Origin of the sequence: Clostridium sp. AF27-2AA (assembly GCF_003478505.1) — a bacterium.
Classification (GTDB): domain Bacteria; phylum Bacillota; class Clostridia; order Lachnospirales; family Lachnospiraceae; genus Brotaphodocola.
This window is the reverse complement of the sequence record NZ_QUFI01000014.1, coordinates 21,233-39,492: the sequence shown is the minus strand read 5'-3', so window position 1 is coordinate 39,492 and position 18,260 is coordinate 21,233. Positions and strand designations below refer to the sequence as shown.

The following is an 18,260-nucleotide window of genomic DNA, read 5'->3' as shown; positions in this document are numbered from 1 at the left end:
CGAACCTTTCGATGAGTCTTTAGACTCCAGCACAGGAAAAGAGTCCTTATAGGGCGAAAAACAAACCACCGGCTAAGCCGGTGGTAATGATTTGCGCGTATCAAAATACAGGCACCCTGTGTGCAAAATAATGTACATTGCATCTGTCATTCTATGTTTGGAAGATATATAATAATATCGAAGCGAATGATGAGAAAGTTCTAAATACAAAAAGAAAGAGGAAGACAAGATGGCAGTATGGAGATTACAGATGAATACAGGAGGCACAAATGTTGCCGACTATTGCTTGAAAAATCATGTCGCAGCAATGGGATGGAGTCTTCGTGAATTAACCCAGGCAGAACGTTCTGGGATACATACATTTTTGGATTACTGTAATCTGGCAAGAACTCAGTACAAATCATTCGACAGTGTATGCCGCATGGTAGAGGATGTGAAAGAAGGAGACCTCCTATGGATGCGCTCAAGAAATGAAGGAAAATACTATATTGCGAGAGTTAAGGCGAACAGTACCTGGGTGTTTCGCGAAGATGCAGTACAGATGGATGCAGCGAATCAGTTGACCAATATAGACTGGTATCCAGCTACAGATAAGGCAGATAAAGAATCCGTTCCTGGTGCTGTGGCAACATCATTTATTATGGGTTCAACCATCCAGAGAATTAAGAAAAATGGAGTGGAAGAATACAGTCAGATGTTGTATAACCGTGTCCACGATTCAGCGCTGGATCTATTCAATTATCCCGATCCAGCCCTCTCGTTATGTGAGAAGCATTTTTACAGCCTGCTTCAGCCGGAAGATGTTGAGGATTTACTTGCGCTGTGTCTGTATGATACGAAAGGCTACGTTTGCATTCCATCGACAAATAAAATTGCTACGCCAAAGTATGAGTGCGTTTTGGTTGATCCAAATGACCTGAACCGAAAGCATATTTACATTCAGGTAAAGAAGGGTGATGTTGATCTCAATACAGATGATTATTCCAGCCTGAATGGTGAAGTGTATTTGCTTACAACAGAGGGAAACGTTCAGAATGCACAGAAATATTCAAATGTGAAAGTAGCAGATCCAACTGTTATCTATGAATTTGCGATCAATCCGGATAAGTCTCATATCATTCCGGAGAATGTTTTATACTGGGTGAAGTTTCTGACAGAAATAGAAAATAATCGTTTGAAGTTTTCTGCGTGTAAGGGAATCATGTTTGATACGAATATCTCGTATTCAAATACAAATGAATCCGAAATGATTCTCGGAAACAAAATAGCGGCATATGGAGATGCCAAACGGTACATCGACAGCTTCCGCAAAGATGACTATGCTCTTTTTTATTCCAAAGGAAGAGGAATTATTGCAGTTGGACAGATAGTTACAGACACACCAACGGAAGTGAGTGATGAAAAATATCATAGTGTCAGAATGATTGTGCCGGAAAATTTCAATGGAGATGTTAAAGCATTGCCTGCTCTTTCTCCGAATGAGATTAAAACAATTTTGAAGCGGAATTTTTATTGGGCATCGACAATCAAAACACCGTTCCTTACAGGAGTACAGGTTGAGATGTTGATTCGTGAACTGAAAAAGAAGCATATTTAACGAGATGGCAGAAGGGGGAGAAATAAGCAATGCCCTTACAGATTATCAGAAACGATATTACAAAAATGAGCGTTGACGCAATCGTCAATGCTGCCAATACTTCTCTTTTGGGCGGCAGCGGTGTGGACGGCTGCATTCATCGTGCCGCCGGGCCGGAGCTGCTTGCAGAATGCAGTACGCTGCATGGCTGCGAAACCGGCAGCGCAAAAATCACAAAGGGGTATCGGTTACCCTGCAAATACGTGATCCATGCAGTCGGCCCGCGCTGGTGGGATGGCAAGCATCGGGAGCAGGAGCTTCTGGAATCCTGCTATCGGACATCTTTGAACCTGGCAAAAGAAAATGGCTGTCAGTCGGTGGCCCTTTCGCTGATTTCCTCCGGCATTTACGGCTATCCAAAAGACCAGGCCCTAAAGGTTGCAGTCGATACCATCAGTACGTTCCTGCTGGAAAATGAGATGATGGTCTACATCGTTATCTTTGACCGGAAGGCATATCAGATTAGTGGAAGATTGACGAAAGAGGCATGACGGATGCCCAGTGCTACAAGAAGGCAAACATTAACCGAAAGCTCTTTTCCAAAATTCGCTCTGATAAATTCTATAAGCCATCCAAACCCACGGTGATGGCATTTGCCCTGGCTTTGGAACTGCCGCTTGCTCAGATGCAGGAGATGATCGGTAAGACCGGGTTTACCCTTTCCCATTCGAGCAAATTTGATATCATTGTAGAATATTTTGTCGAACGGGGAAACTACAATGTGTATGAAATCAACGAGGCACTGTTTGCCTTTGACCAGAGCCTGATCGGAGCATAAGGACAAAGAAATGTCGCTTTCCATGCGACCACTCCACAAAAGAAAATCGCTATACTATGGCTGTGAGGTACGAAACCGAGCAGCCATAATCTTTTGGGAGGACAAGCATATGAGAAAGATTTTAACAGAGATCGTTTTTATCTTAGACCGCAGCGGTTCCATGAGCGGACTGGAACAGGATACCATCGGCGGATTCAATTCCATGATTGAGCAGCAGAAAAAAGCAGAGGGCGAAGCACTGATTTCAACGGTGCTGTTTGACAATGTGAGCGAAGTCCTGCATGACCGCGTAAATGTAAAGGACATCCGACCAATGACTGACCGTGATTACACGGTTCGCGGCTGCACAGCACTCTTAGATGCCATCGTCGGTGCGATTCATCACATTGGAAATGTTCATAAGTACGCAAGACCGGGGGATGTGCCGGAACACACCATGTTTGTAATCACTACGGACGGAATGGAAAATGTTTTTTGAAGCTGGGGTGATGATTCACTCTGGCTTTTTCTTTGGCAGGAACTGCCGTTAAAGCATCCAGAACGGGCGCAAGACGTCCGGTAGACCTCGATTTTGCGCGGACCGGAACGGAGTGGAGACTTCCCCAACAAGCAGAAAATCGCTTTCGTGTCACGAAAGCCCTGCTTGCAGAAGACTTGCGATTTATGAGAAGTCGGCATTTTTTGTTTACTCTTAAAGCGCGTTGTGCTATAATGTCAATAGAGTTTTTTGATGGCTTGGAAACCACTTAGAAAGATAGAAGGCGAGGAAAAAATGGCAGTATCGTACAACAGACTATTCAAACTCATGATCGACAGAAAAATGCGTAAAAAAGATTTGTGTGAGCTTGCCGGTGTGAGCACAAGCACTATGAGCAAGATGGGGCGGGATGAGATCGTTTCGCTGGAAGTCATTGATCGAATTTGTCAGAAATTGAATTGTAATGTCGAGGATGTTCTTGAAATTCTTCCTGATAGTCCTGATAACGGGACATCAAAAAATGTAAAATAAAGACTGAGAACAAAGGCGGATGAGCAATTTGAAGATTCTTGACAATATTACCAGTACGGTCAGGGATGACCTGCGAGTGGAAATCAAAAAGGGAAGCAAGGTGTCAATAGCGGCAGCCTGCTTTTCGATGTATGCGTATAAAGAGCTGAAGAAGCAGTTGGAATCTGTGGACGAGTTTCGTTTTATCTTCACATCGCCCACCTTTGTCAAAGAGAAGGCGGAAAAGCAGAAACGAGAATTCTATATTCCCCGTCTTTCCCGTGAGACCAGCCTATACGGTACAGAGTTTGAAATCAAGCTGCGCAATGAGATGACCCAGCGAGCTATCGCAAAGGAGTGTGCTGACTGGATCAGAAAGAAAGCGAAATTCAAATCAAACACAACCGGCGAAAATATGGCTGGCTTTATGACTGTGGATTCTAAAATAGCACAAACGGCCTATATGCCAATCAATGGGTTTACGACGGTGGACATCGGCTGTGAGCGTGGCAATAACAGCTACAACATGGTCAACTGCATGGAAGCTTCGTTCGCCCAGCAATATATGCAGCTTTTTGATGGATTGTGGAATGATCGTGAAAAGATGCAGGATGTCACGGACGTGGTTTTGGAAAACATCAGCACGGCCTATGCGGAAAATTCTCCGGAGTTCATCTATTTTATGACCTTGTATCATGTGTTCAGTGAATTTCTGGATGATATCTCTGAAGATGAACTGCCGAACGAGGCTACTGGTTTCAAGCAGAGCAAAATCTGGAGTATGCTGTACGATTTCCAGCGGGATGCCGTGCTTGCCATCATCAACAAATTGGAAAAGTACAACGGCTGCATCCTTGCTGATAGCGTCGGTCTTGGTAAAACATTCACTGCGTTGGCAGTTGTAAAGTATTACGAAAATAGAAACAAGTCGGTGCTGGTGCTTTGCCCGAAAAAGCTGGCTGAAAACTGGAATACATACAAGGACAACTATGTCAATAACCCGATTGCATCGGACAGGTTGAACTACGATGTTTTGTTCCATACGGACCTTTCCCGCAATGGCGGACAGTCCAATGGCCTTGACCTGAATCGCCTGAACTGGGGCAACTATGATCTTGTGGTGATTGATGAATCGCACAACTTCCGCAACGGTATTGGTACGCACAGCAAGACGCAGGATAACCGTTATCAGCGTTTGATGGATAAGGTGATCCGTTCCGGAGTAAAAACCAAAGTTTTGATGCTCTCGGCAACGCCAGTCAACAACCGTTTTGTTGATTTGAAGAACCAACTTGCCCTTGCCTATGAGGGTAATTCGGAATTCCTTGACGAGCGGCTGAATACATCCAAAAACGTGGAGGATATTTTCAAGCAGGCGCAAAAGGCGTTCAATGCATGGAGCAAACTGCCTCAGGAGGAACGAACCACAGATGCGCTGCTGCGCACATTGGATTTTGACTTTTTTGAGCTGTTGGACAGCGTGACCATTGCCCGCTCCCGTAAACATATTGAAAAATATTATGACACTAACGAAATTGGAAAATTTCCCGAACGGCTCAAGCCAATTTCCAAACGTCCCTGCCTGACGGATTTGAACAACGCCATCAACTATAACGAGATTTATGAGCAACTCATGCAGCTCTCTTTGTGTGTGTATGCGCCCTCCAATTACATTTTCCCCAGCAAGCTCCAGAAATATAAAGAGCTGACCCACAATAAGGGTGAGAACCTGACCCAGACAGGACGTGAGCAAGGTATCCGCCGCTTGATGAGCATCAACCTCTTGAAGCGTCTGGAAAGCTCCGTACATTCTTTCCAACTGACACTGACCCGAATCAAGGAACTGATCAATGGTACGATTCAGTCCATCAATCAGTTTGAGGCATACGGTCGGGCGGATTTGGACATGTACGATGCTGGTGGCGATGACTTTGATATAGATGATGAAAATTCGGATTTCTTCACCGTTGGCAAAAAGGTAAAAATCGACCTTGCGGATATGGACTGGAAGAGTTGGCGCACGGAGCTCAAACGAGATGCGGAGGTTCTGGAACTGTTGACCTTTATGGTTGCGGACATTACCCCGGAACATGATACCAAGTTGCAGGAACTGTTAAAGCTGTTGTCTGAAAAAATCGAGCATCCCATCAATGACCAGAATAAGAAAGTCCTGATCTTCTCGGCGTTTTCTGATACGGCCGAGTATCTGTACGACCATGTCAGCGAGTATATCAAGAAGAACTATGGATTGAATACAGCGGTCATCACCGGCTCTATTGATGGAAAAACAACGATCAAAGGATTTCAGGCAACACTGAATAATGTGTTGACCTGCTTTTCCCCTGTTTCCAAAGGTCGGGATGTTCTGATGCCGGGCAGTACCACCGAAATTGATGTGCTGATCGCAACGGACTGTATCTCAGAAGGTCAGAACTTGCAGGACTGCGATTATCTGATCAACTATGATATCCACTGGAATCCGGTTCGCATTATTCAGCGGTTTGGCCGTGTTGATCGTATCGGTAGTCGCAACCAGTACATTCAGCTTGTAAATTTCTGGCCGGACTTGACGCTGGATGAGTACATCAATTTGAAATCCCGTGTGGAGACCCGCATGAAAATCACTGTTATGACATCTACCGGTGATGATGACCTGATCAATCCGGAAGAAAAAGGTGATTTGGAATACCGCAAGGCGCAGCTCAAACGCTTACAGGAAGAAGTGGTTGATATTGAGGATATGTCCAATGGAATCTCCATTATGGATCTGGGGCTGAATGAATTCCGACTCGACTTATTGGACTACATAAAACGGAACGGAGACATGGACAAAAAGCCTCGTGGACTTCATGCTGTGGTGCCTGCCACGGATGAGTTGCCGGATGGTGTGATCTTTGTGCTGAAAAACATCAACAACAGTGTCAATGTGGATAACCGGAACCGCATGCATCCGTTCTACATGGTTTATATCGGAGTGGACGGTCAGATTATCTGCGATTACCTGAATCCGAAAAAGATGCTGGATGATATCCGCTTACTCTGCCGCGGAAAATCCGCACCGATCAAAGAGGCATACGAACGCTTTAACCGCGAAACGGATGATGGGCGGAATATGGCAGAGATGTCCGAGCTGCTGAGCGAAGCAATCAATTCCATCATTGATGTGAAAGAGGAAAGCGACATTGACAGTCTGTTCTCTGCCGGTGGAACATCCGCTTTGATGAGCAATATATCCGGGCTGGATGATTTTGAACTGATTTGCTTCCTTGTTGTGAAATGATTGTCTGGAGGTGAGATGCCGTGCTGGGATTGCCGAAATCCACGGAGTTTAACAAGCGTATCCCCAAGCAGAAGTTTTATGAAAACATTGCTGTGACAACGGCCATGAAAAAAGCGTTCGTGGAGCAGATAAGGATCATCTACTGGCGCAATAAGATTGCGGCCACCACCCTGAATCTGGCTGCTGGCGAACAGGTGACAGAGATTGAGGTGTTCGAGGTTCGCTTATCTGCCCCGGATTTGGACGAAAGTGTGTTGCGCCAGATTGACCGGGAGGTTCCGTATCACATTCTGTTTCTTTTGGAATACGAGGGCAGGTATCGGGCTGCTATCGGTTACAAGGAAGCTGCGGCGGGTAAGACGGCTTTTAAGGTTGATCGTTATTATTACACAGATTGGCTCGAAGCAGATGAACTTCCGGTGCATCTGGAAGGGCTTTCGCTGGATGCCGTGTATGAGAACTTTGTACGGCAGATTGCAGGGACGGCTCTCGATTCGGATGAATCCGCTACGCTGAAAGAAAGTGTAGAACACCAAAAGCAGAGAGAACAACTGGAAAAGCAGATTGTGGCACTGGAAGCCAAAATCAGGAAAGAAAAACAGCCAAGGAAGAAATTTGAACTGGTGAGCGAGTTAAAGCAACTACAAGAAGATGCAAGGAAGATGGGAGGGCACTAAAGCATGGATAATGGAAATAATACAAATATTCTAAAAGTACGAGATGATCGTGACTGCATCAGGCCAATTTGGCACGAGGCAGAAGATAAAGCAGAAAGTAAATTTACGATTGATGCCACTTATAAACCAGATTGGTGTTCTGGTAACACCTGTACGAAAAGCGAATTACGTTCTCGGATTGAGCCTTGGCTAACGTCTCTTTTCCAATCGGAGCATTTGTCATTATTGGTTGGCAGCGGGCTTACAACGGCAATTCAAATTGATGCGTGTGGCTCAGCCAATAATGGCATGAACAGCGATTCTGAATTTACCGTTTTTTCCGAAGAAATAGAAAAAGCCGCAAAAGAAAGTGCAGAGAAATCGGGACGCAAAGAAGCTAATATTGAAGATCAAATCCGTGTTGCAAACGAAATAATCAAGGGACTTACTGCATTGCGTGATAGTAGTGACATCTCTGGCATTGCTCCAAAACTTGATTCTCTGTGTTCTAATCTCGAAAATGTAATTGAAAAATTCACCAATAACATCTCTGTAATAGAATCTTCCATCGCTGATGCCGAGACAAAGAAACGTGAAGCGGCTTTTAATAAGCTGGTCTTGTTTTTGATGAGCTTTGCCAGCAGAACAGGAACTAGGGACAGACTCAATATTTTCACTACGAATTATGACCGCTTAATTGAGGCCGGTGCAGATGTTGCCGGTCTTAGACTAATTGATCGTTTTGTGGGTGCCCTATCCCCCATATTCCGATCTTCTAGGATGGACGTTGATATGCATTATAATCCTCCTGGAATACGTGGAGAACCGAGATATTTAGAAGGGGTCGCAAGATTTACAAAGTTGCATGGATCTTTGGATTGGATAAATGTTGGTGAAGATATCAGAAGAATCGGTTTGCCCTTTGGGGCAAAATCCATCAAACCATTTCTTGAAACAGCGGGGATAGATGCCAGTTTTTCAAGCTTGATGATTTATCCGAACTCCGCAAAGGATCGTGAAACAGCAGAGTATCCGTATGTGGAATTATTCAGAGATTTTGCTGCTGCATTATGCCGTCCCAACAGTACATTGGTGACATATGGGTATAGCTTTGGTGATGATCATATCAATAGGGTTATAAGGGATATGTTGACGATTCCGTCAACGCATTTAGTCATTATTGATTATAGCGATTCATCGGGTCGGATTATGGATAAATACAATTCATGGGGGCATCAAAGCCAAATGTCCTTGATAATCGGAAAAGACCTTGCCAACATTGATGACTTGGTAAATTATTACCTGCCGAAGCCTTCAATTGACCGTGCTTCTATACGGATGGCGGATATCCTGAAGCAGCGTTTTAGTCAGCCACCAAAGAAAGATCAGGAAGGAGAATCATAGTCATGAATACCCCTATCGCAAGCTCGGAATCTTTGCAGATTGGCAGCGTCGATTTCGTTTCTCCTGATGAAATTAAAGTTTTACTCGATCTGGATGCACCAAGTGATGTTGCTTTGAATTCTGGGGTGCCACGTCCATTTCCACGGATCAATAGCTATGTCTTAATTGCCGGAGAAGGAGGATATCTTGTATGCCAAATTGAATGGATTACGATTGAACGCTCTCAATTCCCTAAAAGGCGTGGTATGCAGGATTTTGGGATTTTGGATTTGCCCTATCCTTTGCGAAAGATGAGTGTAATTCCTCTTGGCGTTTTGAAAGAAAATATAGGTGAGGATAATCTGTGCAGTTATGACTTTGTTCGAGGAATTGAGGTGTTTCCAACAGTGGGAGATCCTGTCCTCATTCCTACGCAAACGCAGCTAAAATCTATCGTTGAATCCGGGAGTAATCGGAGAGTCAATATTGGAATCAGTCCATTGGCTGGAAATGCAGTTGTTTCGGTTGATCCAGATAGACTTTTTGGCAGGCATCTTGCAGTTCTTGGTAATACCGGAAGCGGAAAGTCATGCTCTGTTGCTGGTTTGATTCGTTGGTCAGTAGAATCGGCAAAAACGGAAAGAAAAAAGAAGCAGGGACAAGGCCAGGGAAACGTTGAAACAAATACTCGTTTTATCATACTTGATCCTAATGGAGAATATACAAAATCATTTACGGGACTCGGTGATGTCCGCATATATGGGGCAGAGAAGAATGAGAAACAGGGTATCGAGCAGCTTACCGTACCATTGTGGCTGTGGAATACTGCAGAATGGGTAGCCTTTACACAAGCCAGTGGAAAAGCGCAAAAGCCCACTTTGGTGCAAGCCTTAAGATGCGTTAGAGATGGTAGCATAAAAACAGAAACTGAACCTGAGACAAAAATGCGTCGGTATCTCCGAAGCTTGATTAGTCTAAACCAACTTGAAATAACAAATGGAACGCCGTGGATGGGTGGTGGAAAGAGCAAAGGATATTCCGAATCACTTCATACATGGAAAGACGGCATAAAAAATGAGAACACATTTACTCAAGTTGAAACAAACAGTGTAGATAAAGTGAGTAGAGCATTTGATGCCGTGTTCAATTCCAACACATCAAATAACCCAGATTGGCCTAAATATCCTCGCACAACAGTGGAGCAATTACAGCAAGAGCTTATGACAGCGCATTCTGTATTTGGTGGCACAGATAATGATGTTCTTCCGATTGATGCTGATGTGCCTCGTCCGTTTACAGGCGATGACTTTCTGAGGAGTATTGAAGCCAATGCGGAGATGATGGGAACCTCTGACTATGTTGAGACCATGATTATGCGCATTAAAACGCTACTGGCTGACGCAAAACTTAAGCCGGTTATCTGCCCAGATGAAGATGTATCGTTGGATGATTGGCTAGATAAATATATTTGTCCCTCAAATGATAAGAATGGTTCGATAACCATTGTTGATCTGTCACTATTGCCGGCGGAAGTGACTCATATTATAACTTCGGTTATGGCAAGAGTGACACTGGAGGCATTACAACGCTACCGACGCCAAAATAATGGAGAGACACTTCCAACAGTATTGGTAATGGAAGAAGCTCATACTTTTATTAAGAGATACAATGCTGACACTGAAAATGAAAATGCAACAGCAATGTGTACAAAGGTGTTTGAAAAAATTGCCAGAGAAGGACGAAAGTATGGACTGGGACTTGTTCTTTCTTCCCAACGCCCAAGTGAGCTGTCTCCAACCGTCATCTCTCAATGTAACAGTTTCCTCTTGCATAGACTTTCAAATGACAGAGATCAGGAATTGGTGAATAAGCTGGTTCCAGACAATCTGCGTGGAATATTACGTGAGCTTCCTTCATTGCCAGCAAGAAACGCAATCTTACTTGGATGGGCATCAGAACTGCCAGTAATGGTGCGAATGAATTATTTGAATGAACACTTTCGTCCTAAGTCGGATGATCCAGAATACTGGAACACATGGACTGAAAGCGATAAGACGGTTAAATGGGATGAAGTTTCAAGGGAGTGGCAGGATTATTCTAATACGGAAAGAAGCTAATTCTATTAGAAAAGCCAGAAAGGATAACAATAATGGACAAACTGAAAATGCACAGCCTTGACGGCGTGGAGAGAAATATAGAACTGATCGGCAAGCTGTTCCCCAATGCCATCACCGAAGTAATGCGTGACGGCAAGGTAGAACACGCCATTGATTTTGACGTTCTGCGGCAGGAACTTTCGGATTCCATCGTGGAGGGCCGGGAAGAGCGCTACCAGTTTACATGGCCGGATAAGAAAAAGGCGATGTTGGCGGCCAATGCGCCCATTACGGCAACGCTGCGTCCGGTGGCAGCTGACAGTGTGGGCAAAGATGGCATACCCGGCGGTTTTGACAGTGAGAACCTCTACATCGAGGGCGATAATCTGGAAGTGCTGAAGCTCTTGCAGGAAACCTATCTGGGTAAGGTCAAGATGATCTACATTGATCCGCCGTATAATACGGGTAACGATTTTGTCTATGAGGATGATTTTGCCCAGAGTGCGGCGGACTATATGGATAATAGCGGTCAGTATGATGAAGAAGGCAACCGTCTTGTGACCAACACCGAGAGCAATGGCCGTTTCCATACCGATTGGCTCAATATGGTTTATCCGCGGCTGAAGTTGGCAAAGGATTTGCTGACAGATGATGGCGCGATTTTTATTAGTATAGATGATAATGAATGCGCGAATCTTCTTAAAATTTGTGCAGAGGTTTTTGGAGAAAGTAATTTCATTGCAGATATTTCCTGGCAACGGACTTACTCCACAAGAAATGATTCTCAGGGCATTGTGCATGAAGTAGAGCATATAGTAGCATATAGTAAACAAACTGGATGGAATCCTGCTAAGTTGCCTCGTACAGAGGAAATGGACTCAAAATATAAATCCCCAGATGGAGATTCTGTTCCATGGACAAGTGATAATCCATTTGCACCCGGGGCAGCGACACATCAAGGAATGGTTTATGCTATACAGCATCCCTTTACAGGCGAGATGATTTACCCGAGCGATAGAGCTTGTTGGCGTTATCAACAAGATGAAATGCTGAAAATAATGCAAGGATGGTGTCCTTACGAATTAAAAAACTTAAATGATGAAGAAAAACGTGCAAACGTGTGTGGGATTTCGGCAAACCAAGTTAGACCAGACGTAATGGGTATCGTTTTGGCACTTCCGTTTGAGAAATCAAAAAAACTTGCCCGAAAAGTTTACGATAAAGGTCCATGGCCAAGGTTTTATTTTACTAAAGGCAGTTTGGGTGGGATACGTCGAAAAACATACTTGGATAGCGTAGGAGGAAAACTACCTACAAATTTTTGGTCATATAGTGAAGTTGGACACACCGATGAAGCAAAAAAAGAAGTGAAATCACTATTTGGTGGAACAGCACCTTTTGACACGCCTAAGCCGACTAGATTATTGGAACGCATTTTGACGATTGCAACAGAGAAAGACTCTTACGTTTTGGATTTCTTTTCTGGGTCTGCAACGACGGCGCATGCAGTTATGAAAAAGAATATGGAAGATGACGGGAATCGAAAGTATATTCTTGTCCAACTTCCAGAAAAGAGCAATTCGCCGCAATATGCAACACTTTGCGAAATCGGCAAGGAGCGTATCCGCCGTGCTGGCCGGAAAATCAAGGAAGAAGCCGGATTGACGGCTCCGGCTGATTTGGACATCGGCTTCCGCTGCCTGCGTCTGGACGAAAGCAACATGAAGCCTGTGTACTACACGCCGGATGAAATCGGTCAGCAGGATCTGTTCTCGTTGGTGGACAACGTGAAGGAAGACCGTACCCCGGAGGACTTGCTGTTCCAGGTGATGCTGGATCTGGGCGTGTTGCTGTCCAGTTCCATTGAGGTAAAAGAAATCGCAGGCAAAAAGGTGTTCAATGTGGCAGACGGGTTCCTGCTGGCCTGCTTCGACCATGATGTGACCGAGGAAACCGTCAAGGCCATTGCGCAGATGAAGCCTTACTATGCCGTGTTCCGTGACAGCAGTATGGCAAACGACAGCGTAGCCACAAACTTCGAGCAGATTTTCGAGACATATAGCCCTGATACTGTAAGGAAGGTGCTGTGATATGGACGATAAGAAGACAAAAGAACTTGCCATTCGCAGCTCCGCAGCAGAATATCTGACCTTTGTTGCCTCTACCGGTGAGAGCGATGCCAGCTTTGAAATGCGTTACGAGGATGAGAATATCTGGCTGACGCAAAAAATGATGGCGGCATTGTATGATGTTTCGGTTGCGGCGATCAATCAGCATCTGAAACGGATTTTTGAGGATGGAGAGCTGCGGGAGGAAGCAGTTGTTAAGAAATACTTAATAACTGCCACAGACGGAAAAAACTATAATACAAACCATTATAATTTGCAGGCAATTATTGCCGTAGGCTTCAAGGTGAATAATCAGCGGGCGGTGCAGTTCCGCAAATGGGCGGGACAAATTGTCAAAGACCATACTATTCAAGGCTGGACGATGGATGTGGAGCGGCTGAAAAAAGGCCATATGTTCACCGACGAATACTTTGAGCGGCAGTTGCAGCAGATTCGGGAGATTCGTCTGTCTGAACGTAAATTCTATCAGAAAGTGACAGATTTGTACGCCACTGCGTTTGACTACGACAAAAACGCAAAGACGACCCGTCTGTTCTTCCAGACGGTACAGAACAAAATGCACTATGCCGTCCACCGTCACACGGCGGCGGAGCTGATCGTGGAGCGGGCGGATGCCAACAAGGAACACATGGGACTGACTACATGGGAGAATGCTCCGGATGGGAAAATTCTGAAAGCAGATGTGACGATTGCTAAGAACTATCTGAGCAAAGAAGAAATGAATTATCTGGAACGCATTGTGTCGCTCTATCTGGATTATGCCGAGTTGCAGGCCGAGCGCAAAATCCCAATGAGCATGGAAGATTGGGCAAAGCGGCTGGATGGTTTTCTGGAGTTCAACGGCAACGAGCTGCTAACCGGGCCGGGTAAAATCAGCGCAGAGCAGGCAAAACTCCATGCGGAAACGGAATATGAAAAATATCGTATCATTCAGGATCGTCTGTATGAGAGCGACTTTGACCGTTTCCTGATGCTGGAGCAGGAGGTGAACCACAAAGATGAAGTTTAGTTTCAAAATTCAGCAGTATCAGACCGATGCCGTGGAAGCTGTGGCTCGTGTCTTTCAGGGTCAGCCTTATAGTGCAGGAGTGTCCTATCTGCGTGATATGGGCAGTCTGTCTGCAAAGCCCCAGCAGTTGAGCCTTATGCCGATGGCCGACGATGCAGCACAGTTGGAATTGCAGGATTTGATTAACGATTCCGGGTTCAAGAATGAAGCGCTGCAATTAACCGATGCGGATTTGGTGCAGAATATCCGTGCATTACAGGCGGAAAGCAATATTCATCAGTCAGACAAGCTGGTTGCCCCGCTGGGTAGATGCTCTCTGGACATTGAGATGGAGACCGGTACGGGCAAGACCTATGTTTACATCAAGACCATGTTCGAGCTGAACAAGCGATATGGTTGGAGCAAATTCATCGTTGTTGTTCCGAGCATTGCCATCCGTGAGGGTGTAAAGAAGTCTTTTGAGATCACTGCCGATCATTTCATGGAGTGCTACGGCAAAAAAGCACGGTTCTTTATCTACAATAGCAGCAACCTGAACCAGTTGGACTCATTCTCCAGCAATTCCGGCATCAACGTCATGATTATCAATACACAGGCCTTTGCTGCCTCCATGAACGAGGACAAGAACGTGGAAGGTCGCAAGGGTGATGCCGCTGCGAGAATTATTTACACCAAGCGGGACGAGTTCGGTTCCCGCCGCCCGATTGACGTCATCGCAGCCAACCGCCCGATTCTGATTCTGGATGAACCGCAGAAGATGGGTAAAGAGGATTCTGCTACCCAGAAAGCGTTGAAGAAATTCAATCCTCTGTTCACACTGAATTACTCTGCTACCCACGCCAAGCAGCACAATCTGATTTACGTTTTGGATGCGCTGGATGCTTACAATAAGCGGCTGGTTAAAAAGATTGAGGTCAAGGGTTTTGAGGTCAAGAATCTGCGTGGTACAGACAAATATTTGTATCTGGAAAGCATCATTATCTCCCCCAAGAATCCGCCACGGGCAAAGGTGGAGTTGGAGGTCAAACACCAGAGCGGCACAAAGCGGGAATTCCGTACATTGGATGTGAGTGACAATCTCTACTATATCTCCGGCGAGATGGAGCAGTATAAGGGCTTTGTTATCTCTGAAATTGACCCAATTACTGGCGTTGTCACCTTTACCAATGGCGATACCATTCGCAAAGGTGACGTAACCGGCGATGTCTCTGAGGATGATATGCGCCGGGTACAGATTCGGGAGACGATCATTTCCCACTTTGAAAAAGAACAGGAGCTGTTCAAAATGGGTATCAAGACCCTTTCCCTGTTCTTCATTGATGAAGTGGCTAAATACCGTCAGTACGATGAAGACGGAAATGAGCTTCTGGGCGAGTATGGTAAGATTTTTGAGCAGGAATACATGGCTGTAATGAACGAATATCGTTCTATTCTTGAGCCGGAGTATACTGCCTATCTGGATGCCACCGATGTACATGATGTGCATAAGGGCTATTTCAGCATTGATAAGAAAGGGCGCAGCGTCAACAGTTCGGTTAAGCGTGGCACGGATATGTCCGATGACATTTCGGCCTACGATCTGATTCTGAAAAATAAGGAGCGACTGCTGTCCTTTGAAGAGCCAACTCGGTTTATCTTCTCCCATTCCGCTCTGCGTGAGGGCTGGGATAACCCGAATGTGTTCCAGATCTGCACGTTAAAACACAGCGACAGCACCACGCAGAAGCGGCAGGAAGTAGGCCGTGGTCTGCGTCTGTGCGTAAATAAGGACGGAAACCGCATGGATGCCGAGGTTCTGGGGGAGAAGGTTCAGGATATCAACGTCCTGACCGTTATTGCAAGCGAGAGCTACGCCGGATTTGTGGACGGGCTGCAAAAGCAGACCGAAGCTGTGCTGTATGACCGCCCACGCAAGGCAGACATCGACTACTTTGTTGGAAAGGCTATCAAGCTCGATGGCAAAACAATCAAAGTGGATGACCGTCAGGCACGGGCTATCTATCAGTATCTTGTTCGCAACAACTATGTAGATGAGCAGGATAACGTCACACAGGACTACCGGGACGATGTGCAGGCCGGAACGCTTGCGCCTGTGCCGGAGACACTGAAACCTATCGAAGAGGGCGTGCATTCGCTGGTTCAGGCGATTTATGACGATAGTGTGCTCAAATCCATGTTCGAGGATGGCAACAAGCCGAAAGTACTGGAAAATCCTCTGAACGACCGATTTGAAAAAGCAGAATTCCAGAAGCTCTGGCAGACCATCAACCACAAATACGCCTATACGGTGGATTTTGATTCTGCAGAGCTGATTCGGAAGTCGATTGCGCACATCGACAGCGAACTATATGTCAGCCGCCTGCAATATACCGTTACCTATGCCGGGCAGAAAGACACCTTGAATGCTGACATGATACGTGAGGGCAGCAGCTTTTATGGCGCAAAAAGCAAGACAGCTGTATTGAAAAATGCGCATACCAGCCAGGTGGCATATGACCTGATCGGAAAAATCGCAGAGGGCACAACATTGACCCGCCGCACAACAGCCCGCATTTTGCAGGGTATCAAGCCGACTACCTTTGCCATGTATCAGAACAACCCGGAAGAGTTTATTACCAAGACAATTCGTCTGATCAAAGAACAGAAAGCTACGATGATCGTGGAGCATATTACCTACGATACCATTGAAGGCAGCTACGACAGCAGTATCTTCACGGCAGAAAAGCACGCTCTGACGATGGACAAGGCTTATAAGGCGCAAAAAGCGATTCAGGATTATGTTTTCACCGATGGCACGGCAGAAAAGAGCGTGGAGCGTAAGTTTGCGGAGAATCTGGATGGTGCGGAAGAGGTCTTTATCTATGCAAAGCTGCCGAAAGGCTTCTTTATTCCGACTCCGGTAGGACACTACTCCCCGGACTGGGCAATCGTGTTCCATGAGGGTAGGGTAAAGCACATCTATTTTGTAGCAGAAACAAAAGGTACGATGGAGAGCCTGAACCTACGCCCAATCGAGAAGTCCAAGATCGACTGCGCCAAGAAGCTCTTCGCAAAACTGTCGGATGGTCTTGTGACATATGACCATGTAGACAGCTATCAGGAGTTGATGAATAAGGTGCTGCAATAACGTGTGATAGGAGAAGAATATGGCACAATCGACGGTTCTTGGACGGGACATTGCTGCAATCTGCCAGATTCTGCTTCCTCGCTATAAAAACGTGAAGCTGCTTCAGGGACTGACTAACAACAAGCCAGATTTCAGAATTCAGGTGAAAGGTTTGTTCGGAACGGAAGAGATAGATGCTGCGCTCGATGATTTCTGATATCAATGCAGTGCGTAGCGGTATCTGAGGGAAAACTTTGTGCAACAGGTTATTGCACAAAACCACACATAAAATAGCGGGGAATGGAGCGGGAAGCGAAAGAACGGGAACGGCTGGCAGAACTGTATGAGGACTGCGATGGTCATTTTGCTTTTATCGCCGGATATACAGATGGCGGCGCACCGTATGGTGTGATGTGGGAAGAAGTCGGCATTGATCCGGGACTACCGTTCGAGGAAAAAGTGAAGCTCTATCACATGCAGATGTTAGGCTGATAATTCTGCAGACGGCATCTGCACAATCTGCAACAAAAAGAGGAGCCGGTCCAGGCTCCTCGAAGGTACGTTATTTCAAAAAATTGCTCTTATGTTCCAACGCGTGCAGATTATATCCAAGTGTAGCCAGGTGTGCTACCTTCAGCGCAACCAGATTGATGTCGGTGGACATCGCACTGGCGATCTGCTCGGCTGTGTATCCATATTCATAGATGTAGCGAAGGACTTCATCGCTGTCCATCAGGATTTCCGCTGCTACGATGTTGGCTTCATATTCCGGTTTGGATTTCATGTCATAGAGCATGAACTCATGAATCGGGGTGGTTTTCGCCATATTCCGGTGAAGCTGGTCATGACCTAATTCATGTGCGCACACGATGCGCAGCATATTTTCATCCAGACTGTTATTCAGGAAAATAAAGCGATTTCGCTTAATCACCCGGTACATTCCCTTCAGGGAACCAAAATTTTCGCAAACTGGGCTATCTGAACCGGAAAAAGGATTATGAATATCGTGATCCATTGGAGGTGTGGCCATGAGCGGGAATATCAGAGTATCGGAACCATCTGCGGAAATGCAGATTAAAATCATCCGGGCGAAAGATGCGATTGCTTCGCAAAAGCCCAGGACTGTCAGGTGCCCTTATTGCCGACACAATTCAATCATTGTCTTTGAGGATACCAGAGGACATGTTCAGACCAAATAC

12 protein-coding genes and 2 pseudogenes are annotated in these 18,260 nt (G+C 45.6%); 13 read left to right on the top strand and 1 reads right to left on the bottom strand.

Features of this window, described 5'->3' with window-relative positions:
* The first annotated feature begins 229 nt into the window (after nt 1–229).
* The 13 genes and pseudogenes from DWY84_RS09530 to DWY84_RS09475 all read left to right on the top strand — a co-directional run bounded on the left by DWY84_RS09530 (nt 230) and on the right by DWY84_RS09475 (nt 17,553).
* The gene (locus DWY84_RS09530) at nt 230–1,597 is read left to right on the top strand and encodes a hypothetical protein (RefSeq protein WP_182434938.1); all 1,368 of its coding nucleotides are present in this window, start codon (nt 230–232) and stop codon (nt 1,595–1,597) included.
* Between the two features lie 29 nt (nt 1,598–1,626).
* Nucleotides 1,627–2,414 (top strand): annotated as a pseudogene (locus tag DWY84_RS09525) (macro domain-containing protein).
* Between the two features lie 109 nt (nt 2,415–2,523).
* Nucleotides 2,524–2,883 (top strand): annotated as a pseudogene (locus tag DWY84_RS09520) (hypothetical protein); the annotation flags it as partial.
* Between the two features lie 261 nt (nt 2,884–3,144).
* Nucleotides 3,145–3,423, top strand: coding sequence for a helix-turn-helix transcriptional regulator (locus tag DWY84_RS09515; RefSeq protein ID WP_347560783.1), 279 nt, complete (start codon nt 3,145–3,147; stop codon nt 3,421–3,423).
* A 19-nt stretch (nt 3,424–3,442) separates the two neighbouring features.
* Entirely contained in the window at nt 3,443–6,682 is a 3,240-nt protein-coding gene (locus DWY84_RS09510; protein ID WP_243024815.1) for a helicase-related protein, read from the top strand.
* Nucleotides 6,683–6,702: 20 nt separating this feature from the next.
* Entirely contained in the window at nt 6,703–7,359 is a 657-nt protein-coding gene (locus DWY84_RS09505) for a DUF4391 domain-containing protein (protein ID WP_118532728.1), read from the top strand.
* A 3-nt stretch (nt 7,360–7,362) separates the two neighbouring features.
* Nucleotides 7,363–8,742 carry an SIR2 family protein gene (locus tag DWY84_RS09500; protein ID WP_118532726.1) on the top strand — a complete coding sequence of 460 codons (1,380 nt, stop codon included), beginning with the start codon at nt 7,363–7,365 and terminating at the stop codon, nt 8,740–8,742.
* Between the two features lie 2 nt (nt 8,743–8,744).
* Nucleotides 8,745–10,838 carry an ATP-binding protein gene (locus tag DWY84_RS09495; RefSeq protein ID WP_118532724.1) on the top strand — a complete coding sequence of 698 codons (2,094 nt, stop codon included), beginning with the start codon at nt 8,745–8,747 and terminating at the stop codon, nt 10,836–10,838.
* A 32-nt stretch (nt 10,839–10,870) separates the two neighbouring features.
* Nucleotides 10,871–12,907 carry a site-specific DNA-methyltransferase gene (locus tag DWY84_RS09490; protein WP_118532722.1) on the top strand — a complete coding sequence of 679 codons (2,037 nt, stop codon included), beginning with the start codon at nt 10,871–10,873 and terminating at the stop codon, nt 12,905–12,907.
* A 1-nt stretch (nt 12,908) separates the two neighbouring features.
* A complete protein-coding gene (locus tag DWY84_RS09485) occupies nt 12,909–13,955 on the top strand; it encodes a virulence RhuM family protein (RefSeq protein WP_118532720.1) in 1,047 nt (348 codons plus the stop codon).
* A complete protein-coding gene (locus tag DWY84_RS09480; RefSeq protein ID WP_118532718.1) occupies nt 13,945–17,082 on the top strand; it encodes a DEAD/DEAH box helicase family protein in 3,138 nt (1,045 codons plus the stop codon). The genes DWY84_RS09485 and DWY84_RS09480 overlap by 11 nt, the downstream gene beginning before the upstream one ends.
* A gap of 19 nt (nt 17,083–17,101) precedes the next feature.
* A complete protein-coding gene (locus DWY84_RS17405; RefSeq protein WP_182434939.1) occupies nt 17,102–17,278 on the top strand; it encodes a hypothetical protein in 177 nt (58 codons plus the stop codon).
* Nucleotides 17,279–17,361: 83 nt separating this feature from the next.
* Nucleotides 17,362–17,553: a hypothetical protein gene (locus DWY84_RS09475; RefSeq protein WP_243024814.1), complete on the top strand. Its 192-nt coding sequence runs from the start codon at nt 17,362–17,364 to the stop codon at nt 17,551–17,553.
* 70 nt (nt 17,554–17,623) lie between these two features.
* On the opposite strand, the gene DWY84_RS09470 is transcribed toward DWY84_RS09475, so the two are convergent.
* Nucleotides 17,624–17,992, bottom strand: a complete 369-nt coding sequence (locus DWY84_RS09470; RefSeq protein ID WP_242998102.1) for an ImmA/IrrE family metallo-endopeptidase — start codon at nt 17,990–17,992, stop codon at nt 17,624–17,626.
* Nucleotides 17,993–18,260 lie beyond the last annotated feature (268 nt).